Source organism: Rhizobium grahamii (genome assembly GCF_009498215.1).
GTDB lineage: Bacteria > Pseudomonadota > Alphaproteobacteria > Rhizobiales > Rhizobiaceae > Rhizobium > Rhizobium grahamii_A.
In genome coordinates this window covers 2,395,622-2,422,071 of sequence record NZ_CP043498.1, presented here as the reverse complement: position 1 = coordinate 2,422,071, position 26,450 = coordinate 2,395,622, and the positions used below count along the sequence as shown (strand labels likewise).

Annotated in this window: 19 protein-coding genes and 2 pseudogenes; 13 read left to right on the top strand and 8 right to left on the bottom strand. The window is 60.3% G+C overall.

Annotated elements, in window-relative coordinates:
• The first annotated feature begins 468 nt into the window (after nt 1-468).
• Nucleotides 469-1,436, top strand: a pseudogene (locus FZ934_RS11720) (glycosyltransferase family 2 protein).
• Here the strand turns inward: FZ934_RS11720 and FZ934_RS11715 are convergent.
• Both FZ934_RS11715 and FZ934_RS11710 read right to left on the bottom strand, forming a co-directional pair.
• Nucleotides 1,433-2,434 carry a glycosyltransferase family 2 protein gene (locus FZ934_RS11715; protein ID WP_153271205.1) on the bottom strand — a complete coding sequence of 334 codons (1,002 nt, stop codon included), beginning with the start codon at nt 2,432-2,434 and terminating at the stop codon, nt 1,433-1,435. The pseudogene FZ934_RS11720 and the gene FZ934_RS11715 overlap by 4 nt on opposite strands.
• A gap of 134 nt (nt 2,435-2,568) precedes the next feature.
• Nucleotides 2,569-2,841 carry an exopolysaccharide production repressor protein gene (locus tag FZ934_RS11710; protein ID WP_153271204.1) on the bottom strand — a complete coding sequence of 91 codons (273 nt, stop codon included), beginning with the start codon at nt 2,839-2,841 and terminating at the stop codon, nt 2,569-2,571.
• Between the two features lie 769 nt (nt 2,842-3,610).
• On the opposite strand from FZ934_RS11710, the gene FZ934_RS11705 reads away from it, so the two are divergent.
• From FZ934_RS11705 to FZ934_RS11690, 4 genes are all read left to right on the top strand, one after another.
• On the top strand, nt 3,611-4,291 hold the full coding sequence (locus FZ934_RS11705; RefSeq protein ID WP_153271203.1) for a sugar transferase: 681 nt from the start codon (nt 3,611-3,613) through the stop codon (nt 4,289-4,291).
• Between the two features lie 134 nt (nt 4,292-4,425).
• Nucleotides 4,426-5,637: a polysaccharide biosynthesis/export family protein gene (locus tag FZ934_RS11700; RefSeq protein ID WP_246737888.1), complete on the top strand. Its 1,212-nt coding sequence runs from the start codon at nt 4,426-4,428 to the stop codon at nt 5,635-5,637.
• Nucleotides 5,638-5,646: 9 nt separating this feature from the next.
• The gene (locus FZ934_RS11695; RefSeq protein WP_153271201.1) at nt 5,647-6,912 is read left to right on the top strand and encodes an O-antigen ligase family protein; all 1,266 of its coding nucleotides are present in this window, start codon (nt 5,647-5,649) and stop codon (nt 6,910-6,912) included.
• Nucleotides 6,913-6,970: 58 nt separating this feature from the next.
• The gene (locus FZ934_RS11690; RefSeq protein ID WP_153271200.1) at nt 6,971-7,978 is read left to right on the top strand and encodes an acyltransferase family protein; all 1,008 of its coding nucleotides are present in this window, start codon (nt 6,971-6,973) and stop codon (nt 7,976-7,978) included.
• Here the strand turns inward: FZ934_RS11690 and FZ934_RS11685 are convergent.
• Both FZ934_RS11685 and FZ934_RS11680 read right to left on the bottom strand, forming a co-directional pair.
• Nucleotides 7,973-11,167: an efflux RND transporter permease subunit gene (locus tag FZ934_RS11685; protein ID WP_153271199.1), complete on the bottom strand. Its 3,195-nt coding sequence runs from the start codon at nt 11,165-11,167 to the stop codon at nt 7,973-7,975. The genes FZ934_RS11690 and FZ934_RS11685 overlap by 6 nt on opposite strands.
• A pseudogene (locus FZ934_RS11680) lies at nt 11,164-12,338 on the bottom strand (efflux RND transporter periplasmic adaptor subunit). The gene FZ934_RS11685 and the pseudogene FZ934_RS11680 overlap by 4 nt, the downstream one beginning before the upstream one ends.
• A gap of 443 nt (nt 12,339-12,781) precedes the next feature.
• Between FZ934_RS11680 and FZ934_RS28120 the strand changes: the two are divergent.
• Genes FZ934_RS28120 through FZ934_RS11665 form a run of 3 tightly spaced genes read left to right on the top strand, consistent with a single transcriptional unit; the run spans nt 12,782 to nt 15,996 of the window.
• Complete coding sequence (locus FZ934_RS28120; RefSeq protein ID WP_246737790.1) at nt 12,782-12,943, top strand: hypothetical protein; 162 nt, start codon at nt 12,782-12,784, stop codon at nt 12,941-12,943.
• Nucleotide 12,944: 1 nt separating this feature from the next.
• Complete coding sequence (locus tag FZ934_RS11670) at nt 12,945-14,462, top strand: HlyD family efflux transporter periplasmic adaptor subunit (protein ID WP_246737789.1); 1,518 nt, start codon at nt 12,945-12,947, stop codon at nt 14,460-14,462.
• On the top strand, nt 14,455-15,996 hold the full coding sequence (locus FZ934_RS11665; RefSeq protein WP_113360400.1) for a DHA2 family efflux MFS transporter permease subunit: 1,542 nt from the start codon (nt 14,455-14,457) through the stop codon (nt 15,994-15,996). Before FZ934_RS11670 ends, FZ934_RS11665 begins: the two co-directional genes overlap by 8 nt.
• Nucleotides 15,997-15,999: 3 nt before the next feature.
• On the opposite strand, the gene FZ934_RS11660 is transcribed toward FZ934_RS11665, so the two are convergent.
• Genes FZ934_RS11660 through FZ934_RS11650 form a run of 3 tightly spaced genes read right to left on the bottom strand, consistent with a single transcriptional unit; the run spans nt 16,000 to nt 17,876 of the window.
• Entirely contained in the window at nt 16,000-16,590 is a 591-nt protein-coding gene (locus FZ934_RS11660; RefSeq protein ID WP_153271197.1) for a DNA-3-methyladenine glycosylase, read from the bottom strand.
• Nucleotides 16,591-16,618: 28 nt separating this feature from the next.
• Nucleotides 16,619-16,939 carry a hypothetical protein gene (locus FZ934_RS11655; RefSeq protein WP_153271196.1) on the bottom strand — a complete coding sequence of 107 codons (321 nt, stop codon included), beginning with the start codon at nt 16,937-16,939 and terminating at the stop codon, nt 16,619-16,621.
• 46 nt (nt 16,940-16,985) lie between these two features.
• Nucleotides 16,986-17,876, bottom strand: a complete 891-nt coding sequence (locus tag FZ934_RS11650) for a LysR family transcriptional regulator (RefSeq protein ID WP_153271195.1) — start codon at nt 17,874-17,876, stop codon at nt 16,986-16,988.
• A gap of 122 nt (nt 17,877-17,998) precedes the next feature.
• On the opposite strand from FZ934_RS11650, the gene FZ934_RS11645 reads away from it, so the two are divergent.
• Both FZ934_RS11645 and FZ934_RS11640 read left to right on the top strand, forming a co-directional pair.
• Nucleotides 17,999-18,739, top strand: coding sequence for an SDR family oxidoreductase (locus FZ934_RS11645; RefSeq protein ID WP_153271194.1), 741 nt, complete (start codon nt 17,999-18,001; stop codon nt 18,737-18,739).
• Between the two features lie 85 nt (nt 18,740-18,824).
• Nucleotides 18,825-19,724, top strand: coding sequence for an SDR family oxidoreductase (locus FZ934_RS11640; protein WP_153271193.1), 900 nt, complete (start codon nt 18,825-18,827; stop codon nt 19,722-19,724).
• A 241-nt stretch (nt 19,725-19,965) separates the two neighbouring features.
• On the opposite strand, the gene FZ934_RS11635 is transcribed toward FZ934_RS11640, so the two are convergent.
• A complete protein-coding gene (locus FZ934_RS11635) occupies nt 19,966-20,877 on the bottom strand; it encodes a LysR family transcriptional regulator (protein ID WP_153271192.1) in 912 nt (303 codons plus the stop codon).
• Nucleotides 20,878-21,045: 168 nt separating this feature from the next.
• Here FZ934_RS11635 and FZ934_RS11630 point away from each other — a divergent pair, with 168 nt between their 5' ends.
• The 3 genes from FZ934_RS11630 (at nt 21,046) to FZ934_RS11620 (ending at nt 26,422) form a co-directional block, all read left to right on the top strand.
• Entirely contained in the window at nt 21,046-21,867 is an 822-nt protein-coding gene (locus FZ934_RS11630) for an alpha/beta hydrolase fold domain-containing protein (RefSeq protein ID WP_153271191.1), read from the top strand.
• Nucleotides 21,868-21,908: 41 nt separating this feature from the next.
• Entirely contained in the window at nt 21,909-23,099 is a 1,191-nt protein-coding gene (locus FZ934_RS11625; protein WP_153271190.1) for an efflux RND transporter periplasmic adaptor subunit, read from the top strand.
• 122 nt (nt 23,100-23,221) lie between these two features.
• Nucleotides 23,222-26,422, top strand: a complete 3,201-nt coding sequence (locus tag FZ934_RS11620; protein WP_153271189.1) for an efflux RND transporter permease subunit — start codon at nt 23,222-23,224, stop codon at nt 26,420-26,422.
• Nucleotides 26,423-26,450 lie beyond the last annotated feature (28 nt).

Genomic DNA, 26,450 nt, shown 5'->3' with positions numbered 1-26,450 from the left:
CGTCTCAAAAGCTAGAGCGAATTCCCGGAAGAAAATATGGCGCTGCAGCAAAAACTCGTGGAGGGTCCCGGTTCGGCACGCCTGCTACCTACCGTTACGGAAGGTAAAAAACTCGCCGTGAGCGCGTCTCGGAGTGTCCGCAAAGCCATGGTGACCAGTGTATTGCAGAAATCGATTATATTCATTTGGTTAGCGTTTTTGCCGAGGCCGAACACGCTAAAAGTTTTTCCGCGTTGGTGAAAAATATCCGCATCGATGGGCGGCCAAGCTGTGCCGATTGTGGCCAGAATGTGGAAATCGGCGTTGGGCAGGATTGTTTTGATACAGGCGGCCTCCGTCGCCGAGTCCGGAGACTTTGACAAAATTCGGACGAAATGACCCTGATGCTTTCGCACTGCAGCAGCTTGTCCGCGGGATCGCGCCGACTAGATGCAGCAGCAGATAACTCGAACCCTTCAGGGAGAGCGCATGGCGACGTTCACGATCATCATTCCTTTCTACCAGCGCGAGGACGGTATCCTCCGCCGCGCCTTGGCATCTGCCTTTGCGCAGAGTTTCCAGGATTTCGATGTCATCGTTGTCGACGATCAGTCGCCATACGCGCCTTCCGACGAACTGAAACCGCTGCCGTTGTCGGAGCGCGAGCGCATCACGGTTATCAGCCAGCCGAACGCTGGCCCGGGGGGGCGCGCAATACGGGGCTCGATCATGTCCCGGCTGCCACTCGGTATGTCGCCTTTCTCGATTCGGACGATGTCTGGGCGCCCGATCATCTCCAGAACGCTCTTGCGGCCACGGGGACGCTCGGCGGCGATTGCTATTGGGCGTCGATCGAAGGTGGGGAGGAATTCGACTATCACTTCGGGATCGGGGCGCTTGAGCAGATCGAGGGTGCGAAGCGCCTGATGGATGGTCCGCTCATTCTCGAAGTCCCCGATATAGCCGGCGTGATGATCGGCAACTGGGCCTTCCTGCATATGTCCTGCATGGTGATCGGGCGTCCGCTGATCGAAACGGTGCGCTTCGACGCGGCTCTGCGGCTGGCGGCCGAAGATGTCCTCTTCTTCTGCGATTGCATTCTGGCTGCCCGCAGGGTGCTGCTCTGCGCCGATGCCGGGGCGCTGCGCGGGGAGGGGATCAACATCTTCCACGGCGTCGACAACACGTCGCCGGAATTCCTGAAACAGCAATTCATCACCTGGATGGCGCTCGATCGGCTTGAGAGCCGCTTCCGCAGCCGGCCGCGCGAGATCGCCGCAATCAAGGCGCACAAGAGCACGACCCGGCGGCAGGCTCTGTGGAGCCAGGTGGGCCTGCTTCGACGGCGCCGCCGCCCCGATTTCGGACTGCTGGCGCGTTGGGCCTTCCAGGATCCGCGTCTTCTGCAGAGCGCGCTTGAACTTGCCGCCGGAAAACTTGTGAAGTCGCCTTCCTAGGCGGCTGTCGCCTCGAGAAGGTATCTCAGGCGTCCGCTTCCCGCAGTCGCCGAGACACCGGAGGGATTGCGCCACCGTTCCGTCTTGTCGGCAAGGATGCCGCCGGCGATCGCCGGGAAGGCGGTCGGGTGCCCGACAAGATAGGCCAGAGCCGCCGCCGGGCCGTTCTGCGCCTTGAGGTCGAGGAAATGGCGCAGCTCGTATTTATCGCGCACATGCTTTTCGTGCCGGCTGACGGCTGCCTTTGCATCCGGCGTCAGCGTATGAGTGTCCAGAAGCGCGCGGTCGGCTTCGTAGAGCCGGCGCAGATCTTCCGTGCGGTGACGTCCGCTGAGCGAGTCGCCTCGAACCACGGCGCCGTAGCCGCAGCTATGGATGATCTTGTAACGCGCACCCAGAGCCAGAGCCCGGATGTAGAGATCGTAATCCTCGCCGAGCCGCATCTCTTCGCGGTAGCGCAAGCCATGCTGGTTCAGGAAGCTGCGGCGCATGACCGGCTTGAGGAAGCCGATCTCGCCGCGCCGGACACCGCGTTTCGAGATGTTGCCTTCGACGAAGGCGGCCAGATCGAAAAAGCGAGGGTTCTCGGCAAAAGCGTCGAGATGGCGAGGGGCTTCGGCGGCAGTGTCCGCATCGACAAAGGCGATGTTGTCGGCAACGAACTCCCAATCGTCAGCGGCGATCATGCGCTGGAAGCGTCCGGCAAAGAAGAAATCGTCGGCGTCGAGGATTGCGATCAGCGGTGCGGACGAGATTTCGATTGCATGATTGCGGGCTGCGGATGGCCCTTTGTTCTGTTCGAATCGGGCAACAATCAGCCGGCCGGTGGCATCGTCTGCGCGTTTGGCCGCCTCCGCCGTACCGTCGTTCGACCCGTCGTCTACGACCACGACCTCGGCCACTTCGGGCTCGCGCAGTGCAGATATTACAGCGGTTTCAATGGTGTCGGCCGCGTTCTTGGCGGCGATGATGACGCAAATATTAGCCGTTGGAGCCACGCTTTACCTCCGTTGTTTCGCCCAAGAACTAGGACGTCGGAGCGCGGCAGACAACGCAGAAGGAGTCACTTCATGTTACGATACGGTCGGCGGACGCCGATCCGACGTGCGAGACGCAATACGCGTCAGAAGGCTCAGCGATTGAAAGGTTCGGAGTTTTTGAAAGGCGTTACCGAAAGCTTTTCAGGCTCTTCGCCACGGTTTTGAGACGGCTGGCGCGCGCGACGTTCCCTGCTTTCCTTCCAGACGAGATAGAGCACGCCACCGAAGTATCCGGCCTGCAAGAGAATCGCGCAGATCACGGTCTTGATGATCATTCCGGAAAGAGAGCCGCTCAGCCAGTACGTCGCCACAGCAAAAACGCCGAGGGCGCCGAGCATGCTGATAAAAACGCGAGGTGCATACATGTGTTGCCTCCCCATCGAAGCGTTGCTCAATGAACTTTCACCGGACGCAATCGCTTCACCAGGCTATTAGTGCGGTTCTGTTTTACAGGACTTCTGCGTACAACTGAAGCACTGGCGTCGTTTTTTGCGTCGCGGCGTCGGTAGTACAAGCGTGATCTTAATCGTTTGTTCCGAGGACTGGTAAAAATGCCACTGACCAGTATGGCAACCTCGGAAAAGCCGAAAGATGATTAAGGATCGGTTATTTCTTCTGGTTGTGGTGAATTTGACAATACACGCAGATGTTTTGCCTTAATCGACCTGTCCACGACGCTCTCAGAACGGTTTTGCGTTCAACTTTTATTACAAAGTTTTAATTTAAAACGATTTGTGAGTGCGGCGCAAAATCCGTGTTGCGATGCAATAAATCGGGCGTTGCAAAGATTAAATTGGTCGTTCCAACAGAAGCAATTCACGATTGCCATGACTTCGCAACGATGCATCGCAACAACATAACCTTCAGTATCTTTGAGTGCTACAGAGATTGGCGAAAGTTTTATTCAGCGGCGTTGTAATTTTTTCAAAAGACAACCCCAGCTTTAAATATGTTTAAGCATGTGCTGAAGAAATAAAATGCTGAATGAACGGTCGTAAAACATGCGTGAAACGGTCGGTCTTAAAAATGTGGCTTAAAAAAACAAAATCCGCTCATACACTTCGATCTCGTCAGCGCCAGATAAGCGGCCTGAGCCTACCCGACCAAACGGCAAACATAAGTGGAGTTACCTCTATGAAGTCTGCGACGAGATCGGACAGTTCGCCATTCTATGGCGCAGTTCATGAACGCGTGTTCCCGCCCACGGGCGGTTTCGCAAAACGGGCATTTGACGTGTCCGCCGCCTGCCTCGGGCTCCTTCTTCTGAGCCCGATCCTTCTGATGGTGATGTTGCTGGTGAAGCTCTCGGACAAAGGTCCGGCCTTCTACGGGCATCGCCGTATCGGCCATAACGGCCAGGAATTCCGTTGCCTGAAGTTCCGCACCATGGTGACGGATGGCGACAGGGTTCTGCAGGACTACCTGCGTAACAATCCGCAGGCCATGGATGAATGGCGCAGCACGCGAAAGCTGCAGAACGACCCGAGGGTAACTGCCGTCGGTACCGTACTGCGCAAGCTGAGCCTTGATGAGCTGCCACAGCTCTTCAACATCATTCGCGGCGAGATGAGCATCGTTGGCCCACGACCTGTCGTGCGCGACGAGCTTGAAATGTACGAGCATGCTGCGGTCTACTACCTGCAGTCACGCCCGGGGCTTACCGGCCTCTGGCAGATCAGCGGACGCAACGACGTTTCCTATGCGGCACGCGTTGCCTTCGATACCCACTATGTCGAGAACTGGTCTCTGGTTCGGGATGTCGTGATCATCGCTCGCACTATCCCGGCCGTCTGCGCTCAACGCGGCAGCTACTAAGCGGATTCTTCTTCTACCACCGAGCCACTGCACGACATGGCCTGGCCGAGTCGTGCCGAAACACGGGGAAATTCATGAAAGATTGCTTCATCGAGAGCAGAGCTGGCCGAAAGCGCGCTTTGCAATCGGGCATCATGCTGGTCGCCGGATTGACTGGCGTCTTGCTTTCTTCGTCCATCGCCAGTGCGGATGATTACCGCCTTGGGGTCATGGACAAGCTCAAGATTCGCGTTGCCGAATGGCAAACGGCGGATGGGACGATAAGGGACTGGTCGGTCGTAAGCGGGGACTATACCGTCGGACCCTCAGGGAGCATCTCGATTCCGTTCGTGGGCGACATGCCTGCCTCCGGAAAGACGACGGATGCCATCGCCCAGGAAATCGGCGTAGCACTGCAGAAGCAATTTGCCTTGAAAGATAGGCCGTCCGCCTCCGTCGAACTGTCGGAATACCGGCCGGTCTATCTGTCCGGCGACGTGGAGAAACCGGGAGAATATCCGTTCGCCCCCAACCTTTCCGTCGTCAAGGCGGTGAGCCTTGCCGGCGGTCTGCGTCGTGCGGATGCCGGCCAGCGCTTTGCCCGCGATTTCATCAATGCCAAGGGCGATGCTGTCGTTTACATGGCGGATCGCGCTCGTCTGCTGGTGAAGCAGGCTCGACTGAAGGCCGAGGCTGCCGATCAGGAGAGCTTCGAAACACCGAAGGAACTTCAGGACAAGCCTGAGGCAAAGGCTCTGGTCGCCAGCGAAACGGCGCTGATGAAGTCGCGCAAGAAGCGACTGACGCTGCAGCTGCAGGCGCTCGACGATCTCAGGGCACTGCTGCAGAGCGAAGTCGAAACGCTCGGCAAGAAAACGGAAACGCAAAGCCGCCAGTTGCAGCTTGCGACTGAGGACCGTGACAAGGTCGAGGATCTTGCCGAAAAGGGCCTCGCGCTCAGCGCCCGTAAGATGGCCGCCGAGCAGCGCGCCGCCGACATCGAGGCGACACTTCTCGATATCGATACCAATTCGCTGAAGGCCAAGCAGGACATCAGCAAGGCCAACCAGGACGAGATCACGCTGCGGAACGATTGGGACGCACAGCTGGCCCAGGAGCTGCAGAGCACCGAAGCACAGCTCGACGAACTCGATCTGAAACTTCAGACCAGCAACTCGCTGATGTCCGAAGCCCTGACGCAATCGACCGACGCAGCGCGGTTCGACAACACCAGTGGTGCGGCAAGCATTGCCTATTCCATCATTCGTGAAGTCGATGGAAAGCCGCAGGAAATTCCGGTTCAGGAAAACACCGCACTGCAGCCCGGCGATCTGATCAAGGTCACCGCCGGACTGTATATGAGATAACGAGGCAGCATGCGTATCGCAAAGTCGGCTCTTATCCAGCCGGGCAGGAACGCGATGTATGCGATTCCGGCCGTGGCACTATCGCTGTTCTGTTTCGCCTACTCGATCAGGTTCGGGCAGGCAGCGATCCTGCTTTACTATGCGCTCTGGCTGCCTCTGATCGCGGTCGATTACCGCAAGGTGCTCGGCAGCTACAGTCGTTATCTCTGGCTTTTCGCCTTTGCGACGCTTGCCTTCCTTTCTGTCTTCTGGTCGGCGGTTCCGAGTGTCTCGCTCCGCGCCAGCATCCAGTATCTGACGCAGGTCATCTGCGCGCTGATTGCCGTCAGGGTACTCGACGTTCGCACCTTGACGCTCGGGATGGTCGCGGGCGTCGGGATCGTTCTCGTTTATTCCGTCCTGTTCGGCTACTACGAATACGATCCGCTCGACGGGACCTTCAGCTTCGTTGGAGCCTTCGCCTCCAAAAACCAGCTTGGATTCTATGCCTCTCTCGGGCTGCTCGTCTGCTTCTCGGCGGTATTTATTTTCGGCGAGCGTCGAATTTGGATGATGGCGGCGGGCGTTGTCGGCCTGCTCTCGGCCTATTGCCTTGCCGTCTGCCAGTCGGCGACATCGGTGCTCACCACTGTCGTCGTCCTGGGGCTGGTCATGGGGTTGCGCGTCGTTCTCGAGCTTGCGCCTGGCCATCGCAAGCTGCTGATCATCGGGGGCGGTGTGGCGGTCATCGTTCTTGCCGTCGCAGGGGTTTATCTCGGTGCCGTGGATGCCGTGCTCGGGATTTTCGGCAAGGATTCCACCCTGACCGGCAGAACCTATCTCTGGCAGCAGGGTATCGAGGCCGCAGGTCAGAACCCCATTTTCGGCGTAGGCTATCAGGCCTATTGGGTTCAGGGCTTTTCCGAGCCGGAACGGCTGTGGGAGGAGTTCTTCATCGGCTCGCGCAGCGGCTTCCATTTCCACAATACCTATATCGAGACCGCGGTGGAACTGGGCCTCGCCGGGGTGCTCACGCTTGCGCTAACGCTGCTCAGGATATTGTGGGGCCATCTGCGGCGGTTCATCGAAGATTTCAGGAACGACGAATCCTACCTGCTGTTTTCGATCGCCGTGCTTCTGACGATCCGCTCCTTCGTGGAGATCGATATCCTGACGCCGTACAACGTCGGAACATTCCTCTTCTATTTTACGGCCGGAAAACTCGCGACCTCGTCTCGCGTTCCCGCCCCCGGAATCTGGCGGCGACAACGACCGTCAGAGCCGGTTCTGTCATAGCAGCTTACATCATTTCGTAGTTTTCGGCCGGGATTGACCGGCCGCTTGAGGTTCCCGGATGAAAACTCTTTACGGCATCCAATATCTGCGCGCGTTTGCCGCTTTCGCTGTCGTCGTGTTTCATGCGGCGGAAAGGGCGGGCGAGCATTTCGCGATCGGCGCTGCGGGCGTTGACGTGTTCTTCGTCATCAGCGGCTTCATCATGTGGGTCATCAGCGACCGCCGGCCGATCACGCCCCAGGGCTTCCTTCTTGATCGCGTCAAACGCATCGCTCCGTCCTATTGGCTGGTGACGGCGGTCATGATCGCGGGGGCGATGGCTGGGCTCTTCCCCAATCTGCAGCTGACGGCCGAGCACATCTTCGCATCGCTGTTCTTCATTCCCATGCGTTCGCCGAGCAGCGGAGAAATCTGGCCGGTGCTTGTCCAGGGATGGACGCTGAACTTCGAGATGTTCTTCTACGCGATCTTTGCTGGAGCCCTATTCCTGCCCAGACACCTTAGGCTGGCGTTCCTCTGCGTGGTCTTCGGCGGCTTTTTCCTGATCGGCGTTTTGATACATCCGACTTCACCGGCGCTTTATACCTACACGCGTCCGATCATTCTCGAATTCCTCGGCGGCGTTATGCTCGCCGAGCTTTGGCTTCGCCGATGGATCGCGGGCACCAGCCTTGGTCTTGCTTGCGTGGGGGCTTCGCTCTCCGGCTTCGCAGCGATCTTCCTGATGGGGGCCGAATTCGATGAGACGATCTGCGGGCCGCTCGCGATGGCGCTTGTCTACGGCATGGTGTCTCTCGAGGCCGACGGCAGCATCGGTCGCGTGCCGTTGCTGACCTATCTCGGCGATGCGTCCTATTCGATCTATCTCTGGCACACGCTTGCGATCTCGGTGATCGTAAAAGGCGCGGGCCTGCTCGGGCTGTCAGCCACGACCACCATTGGAGCGGCCGTCATTGGCGGCACGTTCCTCGGGGCCGTTGCCTACGAGTTTGTGGAGAAACCCTTCAGGCGGATCATTTCTCGCGCGAGTTCAAAGAATGCCGAACTCGCGCGGCGGGCCTCATGAGGCGGTTTCGGACGCCGCGTTCTCGGTTGCGGCAGCGTCGTCAGGGTGCGAAGCAGGCTTTTTCCGGCGGCCACGCAGGACGACATAGAAGACTGGCGTCAGGAACAGGCCGAAGATCGTTACGCCAAGCATCCCGGAGAAGACGGCCGTCCCCAATGATTGACGCATTTCGGCGCCGGGGCCGGTGGCGATCGCGAGCGGCAGCACGCCGAAGATAAAGGCGAACGCCGTCATCAGGATCGGGCGGAGGCGAAGGTGGCTGGCCTCGACGGCAGCCTCCACCGGTGACTTCCCTTCCTCCTCGGCCTGCCGTGCGAATTCGACGATCAGGATGGCGTTCTTCGCGGCAAGGCCGATCAGCACGATCAGACCGATCTGCGTGAGGACGTTATTGTCCATTCCTCTCAGCCAGACACCGATCAGAGCCGCCAGCACGGCAAGCGGGACGATGAGGATGATCGCCAGCGGCAACACCCAGCTTTCGTATTGAGCCGCGAGCGCCAGGAAAACAAAGACGACCGACAGGATGAATATGTAGATCGCCGTGTTTCCGGTGTGCGTTTCCTGGTAAGCCAACTCCGTCCATTCGAACGTGGTTCCCTGTGGCAGGATCTGCGCCGCCAGCGCTTCCATCTTCTTGATGGCATCGCCGGTCGAGGTGCCGGGGGTCGGGTTTCCTTGCAGCGGCACAGAGACATACATGTTGTAACGCTGGACAAGGGTTGGGCCGCTCGCATCCTGAATTTCCATCAGGGTTCCGAGGGGCACAAGCGCACCGGTCGCCGAGCGGACCTTCAGCGCGAGGATGTCTTCCCTGTCCATTCTATACTGCCGGTCGGCCTGCGCCCGGACCTGGTACACGCGGCCGAACGCATTGAAATCGTTGACGTAGGAAACGCCGAGGTTGATCGACAGGGCGTTGAAGATGTTGGGGATCGGCACATTCAGGAAGCGAGCCTTGTCGCGGTCGATCGCGAGATAGTATTGCGGGCTGGCATCCGAGAATGTCGTGAAGACGCCGGTCAGTCCTGGTGTCGTGGCCGCTGCACCCATCATCTGGCGCGCGAGGCCGAGCACCCGGGTCATGTCCGCGTTATCAAGATCCGAGATCTGCATCTTGAAGCCGCCGGAGTTACCGACGCCACGCACAGATGGTGGCGGGATAGCGATGATGAAGGCTTCCTGGATATTCTGCAGCTTGCCGTACAGCTCGCCAATGATCTTGTTGGCGGTCTCGCCGCCTTCCTCTCGCTCCGCGAACGACTTGAACGGGACGAAGACGACACCGGCATTCGAGGCATTCGTGAAGGTCGCACCGCTGAAGCCCGCGAACTGCACGGCATTGCCGACGCCGGGAACTTGTCGGGCAATGTCGCCGACCTGCTTGACGACGGCATCCGTACGCGCCAGCGATGCGCCGTCCGGAAGCTGTACGACAATGATCGCGTAGCCCTGGTCCATCGTCGGAATGAACCCTGACGGGACCTTTGTGCCCATGAACCAGGTTGCGCCGAGCAATCCCGCGAAGACCAGCAGTGAGGCGGTAAGACCAACCCAACTGCTGACGAGATGCCGGATGATCCAGGAGTAGCCGGCACTCATTCGATCGAAGCTGTGATTGAAGCCGTTGGCCAGCCCGCGCACAAAACGCGTCGCGATGCTGGCACGTTTGGCCTCGTGGTCATGGCTCCTCAACAGGATCCCCGCCAGCGCCGGTGAAAGCGTCAGTGAGTTCAGCGCCGAGATCGCCGTGGTCACCGAGATCGTGACGGCGAACTGCCGGTAGAACTGGCCGGATATGCCGGGAATGAAGGCAGTCGGCACGAACACGGCGATAAGGACCAACGAAATCGCAACGACTGCGGTGCCGACTTCATCCATGGTGACGTGAGAAGCTTCCTTCGGCGTCATGCCGCGCGCCAGATTGCGCTCGACGTTTTCCACCACGACGATCGCATCGTCGACCACGATACCGATCGCGAGCACGAGGCCGAACAAGGTCAGCATGTTGAGCGAGAAGCCGAAGGCTAGCAGCACCGCAAAGGTGCCGATCAACGATACCGGTATCGCAACGATGGGAATGATCGCCGTTCGCCAGGATTGCAGGAAAACAAGGACGACAATCGCCACCAGAATCGCGGCTTCGGCGATGGTTCGATAGACCTCCGAAATCGAATCCGAGATGAACTCGGTCGTGTCGTAGACGATCCGATACTCCAATCCGGGCGGAAAATTCTTCGCGACGTCCTTCATGAGCGTCTGAACCTGATGCGCGGTATCCAGCGCATTGGTTCCGGGACGGGCGAAGACGCCGAGGGCAACGGCCGGATCGTTGTTCAGATAGCTGTTGGTAACGTAGTCCTGTGCGCCGAGTTCGATACGGGCGACATCCTGCAACGCGACCAGCCGGCCGCTGTCGGTTGATTTGACGATGACGTATCGAAACTGACGGACATCGGAAAAGCGCCCTTCGGTTCGCACCGTATATTCAAACGCATTCTTGCCGGTGACCGGCGGCGCGCCGATCTTGCCGCCCGACACCTGGACGTTCTGGTCACGAAGCGCCGAGACGACGTCATCCGATGTCATCTGGTAGGCAGAGAGCTTTTCCGGATCGAGCCAGATTCGCATCGAATATTGGCGTTCACCGAAGATCTGCACGTCACCAACGCCATCGAGGCGAACCAGGGTGTCGCGGATTCGGTTTCGCGCGTAGTTCGAGACGTAAAGCTGGTCGTAGCGATGCGAGGGCGACAGCAGATGCACGACCATCATCAGGTCTGGCGAGCTCTTGTCGGTGGTGACGCCGAGCCGCTGCACTTCTTCGGGAAGGCGGGGCAGGGCGATCGAAACGCGGTTCTGGACAAGAACCTGCACCTTGTCCAGATCGGTGCCCAGCTTGAAGGTGATCGTCAGCGACATGGCGCCATCGGCGCTGGAATAGGAGGACATGTAGAGCATGTCCTCGACGCCGTTGATCTGCTGCTCAAGCGGCGTCGAGACGGTGTCCGCGATCGTCTGCGGATCGGCGCCCGGATAGGACGTCCGCACCACGATCGTTGGCGGCGCGATCTCCGGATACTGCGCGACCGGCAATTGCGTGTAGGCAATGCTGCCGACAACGAGGAAGACGATCGAGATGACGGCCGCGAAGATCGGCCGGTCCACGAAGAAATGGGCAAATCTCATTGTCCGCTCTCCGTGACGGCGGAATCGGGCGGCGTATCACGCCGTTCCTGCGGCAGTTCTATCATCTTCGGCGTGATCGCTGCGCCGGGCCGGACGCGCATCAGGCCATTGACGACGATCGTCTCGGTGCCGTCCAGACCCTCGCGAATGACCCGGTAGCCATAGAGCCGCGGACCCGGTCGCACCGGCATGGTCGAAACCTTGCCGTCGGGGCCGACCACATAGACGACGCGCTCATTCTGGTCGGAGCCGATTGCTTCGTCAGGGACGAGGACAGCTTTGTAGGTGTTGGAGGCCTCGACCTGGATGCGTCCGAACAGGCCGGGCTGAAGGACGAGATCCGGGTTGGCGAAGCGAGCGCGCAGCCGGATCGTGCCGCTCTGGTTGTCGATCCTGTTCTCGGCAAAGTCGAGCTTGCCCATGAAGGGCTTGGCGTTTGGATCGCTGATCGTCACGCTCACGTCGACGCCGCCACCGCCCTCTTGAAGGACCTGGCCTTTCTGGCGCGCAGTCTCGGCGAAATTCAGCAGCCGGCGCTCATCGACATCGAAGTAGAAGTCGATTGGGTCGAGGGAAACGATCGTCGTCAGAATCGATTGGTCGGCCTGGACCAGGTTTCCGACCGAGATCAGGCGGCGATCGATACGACCGCTCAAGGGTGCCGTGATCTTGGTGTACTCCATATCGAGAGCGGCGCGATCGGCTGTAGCCTGAGCGCCGCGGACGTTTGCCTGTGCTGAAAGCCATTCGCGGCGACGGTCGTCGAGGATCGAGACAGACTGACTACCGCTCGTGGCCAATGACTCGGCGCGTTTGAATTGCGCATCGGCGTAGGTGAGGGTGGACTTGGCCACTTCGAGCGCGGCGTTTGCCTCGTTCAATGTCGTGATGAAGGGCCGCTGATCGATAACGAAAAGCAGGTCGCCCTGCTTGACTATGGCGCCGTCTGTGAAAGCCACTTCCTGCAGGTAGCCGCCGACACGGGAACGGACAGAGACCTCGTCCACCGGTTCGAAGCGACCGATGAATTCGTCGTTGTCGACGACATCGCGTACGACGGGCTTGGCGACGGTGACTGGAGGGGGGCTGGGGCTCCCTGGGCAAGAGCGCCCGCAACGGGCAGCAAGACCGCAGCGCCAAGCACCAAAGCGTGTCGAAGCAGGGAAAGCATCGCAGTCCTCCGGTTAAGGCGGCGCATGCCGCTTTCAGGTCGAAGAAGTCAAATTGTTCATAGGCTGCTGGTTCGGATGAGTAGGGCTTCATCCGCATGTCTGCTGCTGTCGGCGCGAGTGTCGTTATGCGAGACCCGAGATGCACTTGCATTCTTACTGGTGCAGTATCGCGTGATGACCGGCGCGAGCGGCTGTAAGTATCTGTAGAAGGTATATAAACGGCCTCCGTTGCAAAATGCAAATGCCGGATGGTTGCAATTCTGTGGAGCTGGGAAATCAATGCGTGCGTCCATCCGGACCGCCAGACATCCTGGACGTTGGTGCACAGCGCTGCGGCATTTTGGTCGCGTTGCATGAATCTGTAGCCGACGTACTTGTGCGCTGCACACGCTTAATATATCTGAGCACATTATAAGTGTGCTTATGATTGGCGCAGATATCAATGAACGACAATCCGACCCTCGGTTTCCTGCTGCACGACATCGCGCGCTTGCTTCGCAAGCGTTTCGAGCAGCGTGCGCGCTGCCTCGGCCTGACGCGATCGCAGTGGCAGACGCTGGCCTACCTCGCCAACAGAGGGGATCCATCAGGGCGGATTGGCTGAGATGCTTGAGATCGAGCCGATCACACTTGTTCGTATTCTCGACAAGCTCGCGGATCGTGGGCTTATCGAGCGCCGGCAGCATCCGACCGATCGCCGCATCTGGCTGCTCTATCTGCGGGACGAGGCTCGTCCGCTGATGGGGACGATGCGGGACATCGGCGACCTGACACGCGGCGAAGCATTGGATGGCATGTCCGCCGAGGAGCGCGAGCAGCTGTTCGAAATACTGTCCTTGATGAAAACCAACCTAGTGAATGCGTGCCGGACCCCCTGGCCGAAAACGAGACCAACCATGGCTGACAAGTCCTCCCTGCGCGTCGTTGCAGACGCAAATGCCAAGAACCCAGTTGAAGAAAACGAGGCCTTTCCCCGCGAGGAAACGGTGGCCGAAGCGCCTTCATCCAATTCAGCGCCCGCCACCGCAGTGGCTGCGCCCGGCGGCACCAAGGTCCGCCGCCGGCGCAGTCTCACGCGGCCCGTTCTCTTCGCCCTGCTGCCGATCGCGCTCGTCGTCGGCGGATATTATTATGTCAATGGCGGTCAGATCATGTCGACCGACAATGCCTATATTCAGGCTGACATGGTGGGGCTGACGACCGACGTTTCCGGTATCGTCGACCAGATCAACGTGCATGAGAACGAGGCGGTGAAGAAGGGCCAGGTGCTCTTCAGCCTGCAGCAGGATGCCTTCAAGATTGCGCTTGAAGGCGCCGAGGCGCAGCTTGGCGCGGTGCGTAACCAGATCCTGAATATGCAGGCCAGCTACCAGCAGTCGCTTGCCGAGATCACGCAGGCGGAAGCCGACATTCCCTACTATCAGACCGAGTTCGATCGCCAGCAGAGCCTGCTGAACAGCTCTGCCGCGACGCGGACCGCCTATGATCAGGCCAAGCACAATCTCGACGCCGGCCACCAGAAGGTCGCCGTTGCCAAGGTCGAAGCGGCCGCGACGCTGGCACAGCTCGGCGGCAATGCCGATCAGCCGGTGGACCAGAACCCGCTTTACCTCGAGGCCAAGGCGAAGGTCGACGACGCTCAGCGCCAACTCGACCACAGCGTCGTCAAGGCGCCGTTCGACGGTATTGTGACGAACGTCAACTCACTGCAGCCGGGCTCCTACCTTGCGGCCTCCACGCAGGCGTTCTCGCTGGTATCCGGCAACAATCTCTGGATTGCGGCGAGCCCGAAGGAAACCGAGCTCACCTATGTGAAGCCCGGCCAGCCGGTGACGATCTATGTCGATACCTATCCTGGCGTGGAGTGGAAGGGCAAGGTCGAGAGCATCAGCCCGGCCTCCGGTTCAAGCTTCTCGCTGCTGCCGGCGCAGAACACGACGGGCAACTGGGTGAAGGTCGTGCAGCGCATTCCGATGCGTGTAAGCATCGATGACGCTGCCGGCAAGCCGCCGCTTCGCGTCGGCATGAGCACGGTGGTCGACGTTGATACCGGTCGCGCCCGCGGTCTTCCGGATTTCGTTTCCAAGCTTTTGGGCCGCTCGGGCGGCAAGGACCATGAGTAACGCTGCATCATCTCCGGCCACCCCGGTTGCCAATCGCGGCGCGATCACGGCCTGCGTCATTCTCGCCGTCATCATGCAGGCGCTGGATACGACGATCGCCAACGTCGCGCTGCCCTATATCCAGGGCAGCGTTTCGGCGAGCGCCGACCAGATCAACTGGGTGCTGACCTCCTACATCGTGGCGGCTGCGATCATGACGCCGCCGTCGGGCTTTCTCGCGGCCAAGTTCGGGCGCAAGCGGGTGCTGCTGGCGGCTATCGCCGGCTTCGTCTTCGCTTCCGTCCTCTGCGGCCTTGCACAATCGCTGAACCAGATCGTCGCCTTCCGCCTGTTGCAGGGCCTGTTCGGCGCGTCTCTGGTTCCTCTCTCTCAGGGCATCCTCCTCGACATCTATAGTGCCGAGGAGCGCGGCTCGGCCATGGCCTTATTTGGCGTCTCGGTCATGGTCGGGCCGGTCTTGGGACCTGTCATCGGCGGCTGGCTGACCGATAACATCAGCTGGCGCTGGGTGTTCTACATCAACATCCCGATCGGCGCGCTGGCGTTTGCCGGCATCGTGATCTACGTCACCGAAACGAAGCTGGACGCGCTGGCGAAGCTCGACTGGTTCGGCTTCGGGATGATGAGTCTCGGTATCGCGTCGCTTCAGCTCTTTCTCGATCGCGGCGAACAGCTCAACTGGTTCGCATCGGGCGAGATCGTCATCGAGGCGATCATCTGTGCCGCCGCTTTCTACCTGCTGATCGTGCACACGCTGACGACCGAAAAGTCCTTCGTGAATCCCCGGCTGTTCCTCGATCGGAATTTCGCGGTGAGCATGCTCTTCATCTTCGTGATCGGCATTACCTATCTCGCCTCGCTGGCGCTGATGACTCCCTATCTGCAGACACTGATGGGCTATCCCGTCATCACCGCGGGTATCGTCATGGGGCCGCGCGGGCTTGGCACGATGCTTTGCATGTTCATCGTCGGCAAGCTGATCGGCAAGGTCGATACGCGCCTGCTGTTGGTGCTGGGCCTCGGGCTGACGGCCTGGGCTATGTACGACATGACCGGCTGGACGCCCGATGTTTCGCAGTGGACGATCGTATCCGTCGGATTCATTCAGGGCGCTGGGCTTGGCTTCCTGTTCGTGCCGCTGACGACGATCGCCTTTTCGACGCTGCCTGCGCACATGCGCGGCGACGGCACCGGTCTTTACAACCTGTCGCGTAACATCGGTTCGAGCGTTGGTATCTCGATCGTTTCGGCGCTGCTGGTGGAGAACGCACAGGTCAACCATGAGAACATCGCCGCTTATGTGACGCCGTTCAACCGCGCCTTCGAGGCAACGGCGGCACAGGGGATGAACCCGCTGACCGCAGCCGGTCGCGCGGCGCTCAACGAAGTGATCACGCTGCAGTCGACGATCATCGCCTATATCGACGATTTCAAGCTGCTGATGCTGATGTCGCTCGCGGTCATTCCGCTTGCGCTGCTGCTGCGCAAGCCGAAGGTAGCGCCGGTGATGGACCACAGCGCCGTCATGGAATGATGCTCAGCGAAACGGTTTGCTGAGATAACGAGATCCGGAGATGCCGAAGCGCCAAGGTGCTTCGGCATTTTTCGTTATGCCGATGCGTTTGCCGGTGACAATCTCGACGGGGGCGGAAGGGGCGATCGAGAAGGGCGGCTCGTCGAGGAGCCTGTCGTTCAGGGACAGATCGATGCCGAGCGCCTGGCAGAGCTTGCCAGGGCCGCTGCAGAGCTGCGTGAGCTTATCGTTGTTGCGGCGTTCGATCATGGTCGCGATGCCGGCTTCCGGCTCGAGTGCGCGGATCAGCACCGCGGAGCCCGTCGTGCAGACGAAGTTCACGCACCAATGCATGCCGTAGATACGGTAGATGTAGACGTTGCCCGGTTTGCCGAACATGGCGCGGTTGCGCGGTGTCGGACCGCGGAAGGCATGCGAGGCTTCGTCGTCGGGGAAATAGGCTTCGGTCTCGGTTATCCGACCGCCGACATCGCCGACGCGCAGATGGCAGCCAAGCAAGTCCCGCGCAACGACAATCGCATCGCGCTCGAAAAAGCGCGTGAGATCCGGGCCGGCAAGGGGAGCGGCGCCGATCGCACCGGCGGCATGGGTCATCTGCTTCAGGCTCTCCATCCCTTGGGTACTAGTGGCCGACCTTGGGGTCGTGCGCGGGAATAGAGGATCCGGTGACTGACACGGGATCGCTGGCTGGGAAAGTGTCCTCGAGACCTTCTTCGAGTTCCTCTTCCAGAAGTGCGGCATCCTTGCCGCGGGCGCCGTCGACCTGCGAACTCTGCAGCGTTGCTGAAAGCAGAGCCCTGGCGCGGGTGATCGCGTTGTCGCTCGTCAGGCCGGGAGAGGCCGCCGCATAAAGCGTGACCGATATGTTGTTGCCGGATTGATCCGTAAAGATGACAACGAAGCTGCCGTCCTTCGGATGTACGGTGACGTCTGTGATGGCCATGGAAATCTCCCGGTTCTGACAGTTGCTCCAACTCAAACGCTTTTCGCTAGGATTGTCGAGCAAAGACCTTCACCAGCCAATCGATGAAAACGCGAACGCGCGGAGAAAGCTGCCTGTTTCGGGGATAGAGAAGGGAGACAGGTGTCTCGGTCAGCGGAAAATCCGGAAGTACGTGGGTCAGCGTACCATCAGCCAGGTCTTTCTCCGCGTGGTATCGCGGCACCTGAATGAGACCGAGGCCGAGCCGGGCCGCCGACATGTAGCTTTCGGCAGCGTTGACGGTGACCGTAGCGGGCAGGGTGACGTTGCGGATATTGCCGCCGACAAGGAACTCCAGGGGAAGGACACCGCCCGTCGCGGTCGAGCGGAAGCCCACCATGCGATGACCGTCGAGCCTGTCGGGATTTTCGGGCACGCCATGTTTCTCAAGGTAGCCGGGAGACGCGAGTGTGATCTCTTCCAGCATGGCAACCCGTCTCGCCACCATGTCGCTGTCCTGTGGAATGCCCACGCGCAACACGCAATCTATGCCCTCGCGGACAAGGTCGACCAGCCGATCCCCCTCACTCATGTAGAACTCGATATCCGGATAGGTCTCGAGGAAGGACGGCAGGCTTGGCAGCACGAAATGGCGGGCAAGGGTGCCGTGCACGTCGACGCGCAGCATTCCCTTTGGCTTGGCTCCGGCGAAGGCTCCTTCGGCATCCTCGATATCGGCCAAGATGGAAAGGCAGCGCTGATAGTAGGCTTCGCCGTCGAGTGTCGGGCTGACATGGCGTGTCGTTCTCTGCAGCAATCTCACGCCGAGGCGGGACTCCAGCTGCTTGACCGCATCCGTGACAGTCGAGCGCGGCAGGCCGGTGTCCTCGGCGGCGAGCGTGAAGCTCCGCCTTTCCACAATGCGGGAAAACACCCGCATGGCATCAAATCGGTCCATATTATCTGTTCGCTATATCCGGATAGTGATACCGAATAATGACCGATTATCCGCCATTCGAAAAGGGGCATCTTCTTCTCATCGAAAACGCGGAAAGCCGCATCGATCGAAGGAGAAAGACAATGAGCAGCAACGAAAACAAGGTCGCACTGGTGACGGGTGCATCGAGAGGCATCGGCGCAGCAATCGCCGAACGGCTCGCAAAGGACGGTTTCACCGTCGTCGTCAACTATGCCGGCAACGCCGCACTTGCCGAAGCTCTGGTCGAGAAGATCGAGCAAAATGGGGGCAGGGCGCTGACGGCTCAGGCCGATGTCAGCGATCCCGCAGCCGTCCGCCGCATGTTCGACGCTGCGGAAGCTGCCTTCGGTGGCGTGGATGTGCTGGTCAACAATGCGGGCATCATGCAGCTCGCGTCGATTGCCGATGCCGACGATGCGAATTTTGACCGTCAGGTCAGCGTCAACTTGAAGGGCACCTTCAACACTCTGCGGGAGGCTGCAAAGCGTCTGCGCAACGGCGGCCGCATCATCAACTTTTCGACGAGCGTCGTCGGGCTGAAGCTTGAAAACTACGGTGTCTACGCCGCGACCAAGGCGGCCGTCGAGACGCTGACGGCGATCATGTCGAAGGAAATGCGCGGTCGCGACATCACCGTGAATGCCGTGGCTCCGGGACCGACGGCAACCGACCTTTTCCTCGACGGCAAGTCGGATGAGTTGATCGCCCGCATGGCCAAGATGAACCCGCTGGAGCGCTTGGGAACGCCTGAGGATATCGCCGCTTCCGTTTCGTTCCTGGCAGGCCCGGACGGCTCCTGGATCAACGGCCAGGTGCTGCGCGCCAACGGCGGCATCATCTGATTTCCAGCCTTGCAGCGGCGGGTTTGCCCCGCCGTCCACTCTCCAACATCAGACCTTACCAGTCATTATTCGAAGGAACGGAACAATGGAAAAGCAGGTCATCGTCATAACAGGCGCATCCAGCGGCTTCGGTGCTCTCACCGCCCGCACGCTCGCCAGGGAAGGGCATGTCGTTTACGCCGGCATTCGCGATACGGCCGGCCGCAACGCAAAGGCTGTCGGGGACATTGCGGCGTTCTCGCGGGACAACAATGTCGATCTCCGCTCGGTCGAACTCGATGTCGTCTCGGACGCATCCATCGAAGCCGGCATTGCGAAGGTGCTCGAAGAGGCGGGCAGGCTGGATGTGATCATCCACAACGCCGGTCACATGTCCTTCGGACCGGCAGAGGCATTCACGCCGGAGCAATATGCCGAATTGTTCGACATCAACGTGTTGTCGACGCAGCGGGTGAACCGCGCCGTGCTTCCCCATATGCGCAAGCGCGGCAAGGGGCTCGTCGTCTGGGTGTCTTCATCCAGCACGCGTGGCGGCACGCCTCCCTATCTCGCACCCTATTTCGCGGCAAAGGCGGCGATGGACTCGCTTGCCGTCTCTTACGCGTCGGAGCTTGCCCGCTGGGGCATAGAGACCGCGATCATCGTGCCCGGGGCCTTTACCAAGGGTACCAACCACTTCGCGCATTCCGGCTCGCCGGCTGACGCGGCGCGCGCTGCCGAATACAACGACGGACCCTACAAGGGTGTGCCGGAGCAGGCGCTGCGGGGACTTGCCGCACTCGAACCTGCCGACGCGGATGCGGGTGCCGTTGCAACTGCGATCGCGAAGGTCATCGCCATGCCTTTCGGCAAGCGTCCGTTCCGTACGCATATCGATCCGTCGGAAGATGGTGCGGAGGTGGTCAATGGTGTTGCCGATCGGGTTCGCGCCGAGATGTTCCGGCGCATCGGCCTGGAGGATTTGCTCAAGCCCGCCGTTCACTAAACCGTGATACCTGCCATTGTTCCGTTTTTGCGAACCTTTTATGCACGAATCAGCACTTAACAAACGGCAAAAAGCAGGCTTATATTAGCGCTGTAAAGGCGACTGGAAGACCTCCAAGTCCTGGCGCCAACCTCAGATACCGGCCGAGCCATTTCCCTGGTGACGCGGCAGGGTCTGAAAGGAATTTTATGATAGACAGTTGCGGCCCGTCGAAGGAACCCCCTTCCGGGCCGCAACTGCGTCATGGATCATTCAGCTTCGCATCCGAGAGCAGCTTCACCAGCCAGTCGACGAAGACGCGCACCTTGTTGCTGAGGTGGCGGTTCGGCGGATAGACGATGTAGAGCGGCAGTGGTTCGCGGCTCCACTCAGGAAGAAGCTCCACGAGGCTTCCCTTGGCTAGCTCGTCGCGGATCATGAAGCGCGGCAGTTGCGCGATTCCAAGCCCGTTCAAAGCCGCGTTGACGAACGTCCGGCTGTCGTTGACCGAGACCAGATAGCGTGGATTGATCTCCAGATCCTCGTTGTCCTTGCGGAACTCGAAGGGAACCGTCCGGTTGGTCTGTGCACGAAAATAGCTCACAGAATAGTGTGAATTTTCAAGATCTTCCGGCCGCTCCGGCTTGCCGAACTTCTCGACATAGAGGGGCGCCGCGCAGGTGATGAGGTCCACCTCCGACACCCGTCTTGCGATCAGCGACTGATCGGCGGGCGTACCCGCGCGGAGAGCGCAATCGACGTTTTCCGCCAGATAGTCGACGGTGCGGTCACCGACGCCGAGGTCGATGCGGATATCGGGGAACTTCTGGTAAAAGTCACAGAGCGCCGGGATGACGATCCAGTCGGCAAAGGCGCCAGCCATTTCGACCCGCAAGCGGCCGGTCGGCAGGCCTTGCGAGTTCGATAGGCTGCCATCCAGCTCCGCGAGTTCGGAGACGATCTGCGCCGCTCGCTCGTAATAGAGTGCGCCGTCTGTCGTCACCATGACGCGGCGGGTGGTGCGGTTGAGAAGCTTGGTGTGCAGATGCGCCTCAAGCCCCTGTATGAGATTGGTCACCGTCGCCTTGGGCATGGCGAGTGTGTCGGCGGCCCGTGTGAAATTGCCCGTCTCTACGACGCGGATGAAGGCGCGCATTGCCGAGAGCTGGTCCATCGGAAATCACCTAAGCAGGTTGCACTGCGGTATTGTTCGAAATTCGGAATAGTGTAATCGCTACGAAGCTTCTTATTCCGTCGGGGGAATAACAATATCTTTTTTTCAGAAATTGCAAGCGGCCGTGGCTCGCAATACGTTATGTCGGTGAAACGAGAGTCCGAAACAATGACGGTGCAGGTGAAAGATATCGTGTTTGAAAAGGTGGCCACCGGCCCCGTTTCGACACGCGTCTATCAGGGCGCCGAGTTTGGCAAGGGTTCGCCGATCGTGTTGTTCTTCCACGGCGGCGCTTTCCTGCAATCCGGCGTCAGAGACAATGTGGTTGCCGAGTGCCTGGCGAAAGCCGGGGCCATCGTTGCGGTCCCCGACTACAACGCGCCGCTCGGCAACGTCTTTCCGAAGCCGCTCGAGGTCGGTTACTCGATCTTTTCCTATCTCGCCAACAAGCGCGCATCCGGCATCGGCGACCGTAATTCGCTCCTGATCGTGGCCGGCGAGGAAGCGGGCGGCAATATTGCTGCCGGCGTCGCCTTCAAGGCGCGCGACCATTATGCGGATGCGCTGAATGGTCAGGTTCTGATTTCGCCCCTGCTCGATCCTTTCATGGGCACGTCGTCGATCCGCAAGGCGGATGGCATCGGCATGCGTCAACGTTGGGCCGAGGGCTGGAGCCATTACCTCAGCGGCGGTGGTTGCCATCCCTATGCTGCGCCGTGCCTCTGTTCGCGTATTTCAGGGGTCGCGCCGGCACTTGTTCTGACGGCCGAGGATGATCCGCTACACGACGAGACCGTCGGTTACGCCGATCGCCTGACACAGGCTGGTGTTCCAGTTCGCCGGAATGTCCTCCCCGCCGGGGCAGGCTGGCCGTTGCTTTATGGCGGGAAGTGCGAACAAGCGCCGAACTGGCAACAGACGATCACGGATCAGTTCGAGAGCTTCGTTCAAGAAATTAGCAGCCAACCTATTGCATTGAAGACGAACTGATTGAATTCGGCCACTGAGAGAAGGCCGTAAGGAGAGTACCAATGACGTCCAGTAAAAAGCGCTGGGCCCTTGTGGGCGCCGGTCTGAGCGTTGCTGCGTCCGTTTCGGCCGCAGCCATCTTTTTCGAACTGCCGATGAGCGCGACTGCAACGGCGGCTTCCACACCTGCGCAGGCTCCCGCTGTGCCGGTGACCGTTGCCGTCGTCGCCAGCCGTGATGTCACGACCTGGCAGGAGTTTTCGGGACGGCTCGAGGCCGTCGATCGCGTGCAGGTCCGTTCACGCGTGGCCGGCGCCGTCCAGTCCGTCCACTTCCGCGAGGGCGCACTGGTGAAGGCCGGCGATCTGCTCTTCACCATCGATCCGGAGCCCTACCAGGCGGCGGTTTCGCAGGCTGAAGGACAGACCGCCTCTGCCGAGGCCAAGGTCAATCTTGCTCAGATCGAACTCGAGCGCGGCCGCCGGCTTTCTGACAACAAGACGATTTCGCAGAGCGATTTCGACCAGCGGCAGAATGCATTCACCGAGGCTCAGGCCGGTCTTCGCACCGCTCAGGCGGCGCTTCGCTCGGCCCAGCTTGAGCTCGGCTACACCGAGGTCCGCGCGCCGGTTGCCGGCCGCGTCGGCAAGATCGAGGTGACCGTAGGTAACCTTGTTGCCGAAGGCAGTGCATCTCCGGCTCTGACGACGCTTGTTTCCGTCGATCCGATCTACGCCAGCTTCAATGCCAGCGAAGAGATGGTGACGAATGCACTTGCCCAGCTTCCTGCTGGTGATGGCGCGGTGCCTGCGCTCGAAGAGATCCCCGTCGAAGTCGGCACGCTCGCCGATCAGGGTACGCCGATCAAGGGCAAGCTGCAGTTGATCGACAACCAGGTTGATGCGGCCAGCGGCACGATCGGCGTTCGCGCCGTCTTCGACAATCCGGGTGGCAAGCTGATCCCCGGCCAGTTCGTCCGCGTCCGCATGGGCGAGCCGAAGGCCGAGAACAAGATCCTGATCAGCGACCGCGCGATCGGCACCGACCAGGACAAGAAGTTCGTGTTCGTCGTCGATGCCGAAAACAAGGTCAGCTATCGGCCGGTCCAGCTTGGTCCGTCTGCGGACGGCCAGCGTATCGTCGAAAGCGGCCTGACTGTTGGCGACAAGATCGTCGTCAATGGCTTGCAGCGTATCCGTCCGGGTGCAGTGGTTGCCCCGCAGGCGGAAGAGAAAGTCGCGACGGCTCAGTAAGCCGACATATCTGGAGCGTTTCGGCGCTCCGTGCAATTCCGAAATGACCTGACCCACCGGCGGCATCCCAACCGCCGGAGAGGGTCGTTGCATCCCGATTTCATCCCGGAGAGGGCTTTGAAATGAATTTCTCCAGATTTTTTGTCGACCGCCCGGTGTTCGCCGGAGTTCTATCGGTCCTCATCGTGGTCGCAGGCCTGCTTGGCCTGCGTTCACTGCCGATTTCCGAATATCCGGAAGTCGTTCCGCCATCGATCGTCGTGCGCGCCACCTATCCCGGGGCAAACCCGGAGGTCATCGCGCAGACTGTCGCCACTCCGCTCGAAGAGCAGATCAACGGCGTCGAGGGCATGCTCTACATGTCCAGCCAGGCGACATCGGACGGCGTCATGACGCTGACGGTCACCTTCAAGCTTGGCACCGACCCCGACAAGGCACAGCAGCTCGTCCAGAACCGCGTGTCGCAGGCCGAACCGCGCCTGCCGGAAGAGGTGAAGACCATCGGTATCACGACGGTCAAGAGCTCTCCCGACCTGATGATGGTCGTGAACCTGATCTCGCCTGACAACCGCTACGACATCACCTATCTGCGCAACTATGGCGTCCTCAACATCAAGGACCGGCTGGCGCGCATCGATGGCGTCGGCCAGGTGCAGGTGTTCGGTTCGGGCGACTATTCGATGCGCGTCTGGATCGACCCGCAGAAGGCGGCCGAGCATGGCCTTGCCGCAAGCGATGTCACCAACGCGATCCGTGGCCAGAACGTCCAGGCCGCAGCCGGCACCATCGGCGCTTCGCCGAGCCTGTCGGGCGTCGACCTGCAGCTGAACGTCAATGCGCAGGGCCGTCTGCAGACGCCCGAGCAGTTCGGCAACATCATCGTCAAAACAGGATCGAACGGCGAGATCACCCGCCTGCGCGATGTCGCCCGTATCGAGCTCGGCGCCGCCGATTACTCGCTGCGCTCGATCCTCGACGGCAAGCCGGCGGTCGCCATCCCGGTCTTCCAGTCCCCAGGTTCGAACGCCATCACCATCTCGGACGAAGTCCAGAAGACGATGGAAGAGCTGAAGACCGCCATGCCTGACGGCGTCAGCTACGAGATCGTCTATGACACGACGAAGTTCGTTCGTTCGTCGATCGAGAAGGTCGTCGACACGCTGCTCGAAGCCATCGCGCTGGTCGTCATCGTCGTCATCCTGTTCCTGCAGACATGGCGCGCCTCGATCATCCCGCTGATTGCCGTTCCGGTCTCGATCATCGGCACGTTCGCGGTGATGTATGTCTTCGGTTTCTCGATCAACGCGCTCAGTCTCTTCGGCCTCGTGCTGGCGATCGGTATCGTGGTGGATGACGCGATCGTCGTTGTCGAAAACGTCGAGCGAAACATCGAAAACGGGCTCAGCCCACGGGCTGCCACCTACAAGGCCATGAAGGAAGTGTCCGGTCCGATCATCGCGATCGCGCTGGTGCTTGTCGCGGTCTTCGTGCCGCTCGCCTTCATCTCCGGTCTGTCCGGACAGTTCTATCGCCAGTTCGCGCTGACGATTGCGATCTCGACGGTCATTTCGGCCTTCAACTCGCTGACGCTGTCTCCTGCTCTGGCTTCGCTGCTGCTGCAGGACCATCACGCCAAGCGTGACTGGCTGACACGCGCCATGGACGCCGCCTTCGGCTGGTTCTTCCGTGGCTTCAACAAGGCCTTTGGCGCCGGTTCGCGAGGCTATGGCAAGGGCGTCGGCGGCCTGCTGTCGCGCAAGAGCATCGTCATGCTGGTGTATGTCGTGCTGGCAGGCGCGACCTACGGGCTCTTCAATGCAGTGCCGGGCGGTTTCGTGCCGGCGCAGGACAAGCAGTATCTGATCGGCTTTGCCCAGCTGCCGGATGCCGCCAGCCTTGACCGCACCGAAGACGTCATCAAGCGGATGAGCGATATCGCCATGGCTGAGCCTGGCGTCGCGCATGCGATTGCCTTCCCGGGCCTGTCGATCAACGGCTTCACCAACTCCTCGAACGCCGGCATCGTCTTCGTGACGCTGAAGGATTTCGAGGAACGCAAGTCGCCGGCGCTTTCGGGCGGTGCGATCGCCATGTCCCTGAACCAGAAGTTCGCGGCAATCCAGGATGCCTTCATCGCGATGTTCCCGCCGCCGCCGGTCAACGGCCTCGGCACGACGGGTGGCTTCAAGATGCAGCTCGAGGACCGCGCCGGTCTCGGCTATCAGGTGCTCGACGAGGCCAACAAGGCGATGATTGCCAAGGCCTACCAGACGCCTGAGCTGACGGGCATCTTCTCTGCCTACCAGATCAATGTTCCGCAGCTCTATGCCGACCTCGACCGTGAGAAGGCGGAACAGCTGGGCGTTCCGGTGACCGATGTTTTCGAGACGCTGCAGATCTATCTCGGTTCGCTCTATGTCAACGACTTCAACGCCTTCGGCCGCACCTACAGCGTGCGCGTCCAGGCCGATGCCAAGTTCCGGGCCCAGCCCGAGGATATCGGCAAGCTGAAGGTGCGTTCGGCATCGGGCCAGATGATCCCGCTGTCCGCTCTCCTGAAGGTGAACGCGACAACCGGGCCGGAGCGGACCAACCGTTATAACGGTTTCCTCTCCGCCGATATCAACGGCGGTCCTGCTCCGGGCTTCTCCTCCGGCCAGGCTCAGGCAGCGATCGAGAAGATCGCCGACGAGACCTTGCCGAAGGGCATCAGCTTCGAATGGACGGATCTGACCTATCAGCAGATCCTGGCGGGTAATTCCGGCGTGGTCGTCTTCCCGCTGGCGCTGCTGCTCGTGTTCCTCGTGCTCGCAGCTCAGTATGAGAGCCTTGCCCTGCCGATCGCGATCATCATGATCGTACCGATGGGCGTGCTGGCGGCGTTGACAGGCGTCTGGCTGACCGGTGGAGACAACAACATCTTCACGCAGATCGGTCTGGTGGTTCTTGTCGGCCTCTCGGCGAAGAACGCGATCCTGATCGTGGAATTCGCCCGCGAGCTGGAATTCGAAGGACGGACTCCGGTTCAGGCCGCCATCGAGGCAAGCCGCCTGCGTTTGCGCCCGATCCTGATGACTTCCATGGCGTTCATCATGGGCGTTGTCCCGCTGGTCACCTCGACCGGCGCGGGTGCCGAGATGCGTGCGGCCATGGGTGTGGCCGTGTTCTCGGGCATGATCGGCGTCACCTTCTTCGGCATCTTCATGACGCCTGTCTTCTACGTGATGGTTCGCAAGCTGTCGGGCAACCGCCCGCTGATCCAGCACAAGGAACACGAGCACGACGAGGAAGAAGCCGAAATCATCCGACTCGCCGCCGAATAACCCCCACTCAGCGGCGAGACGTGGAAAG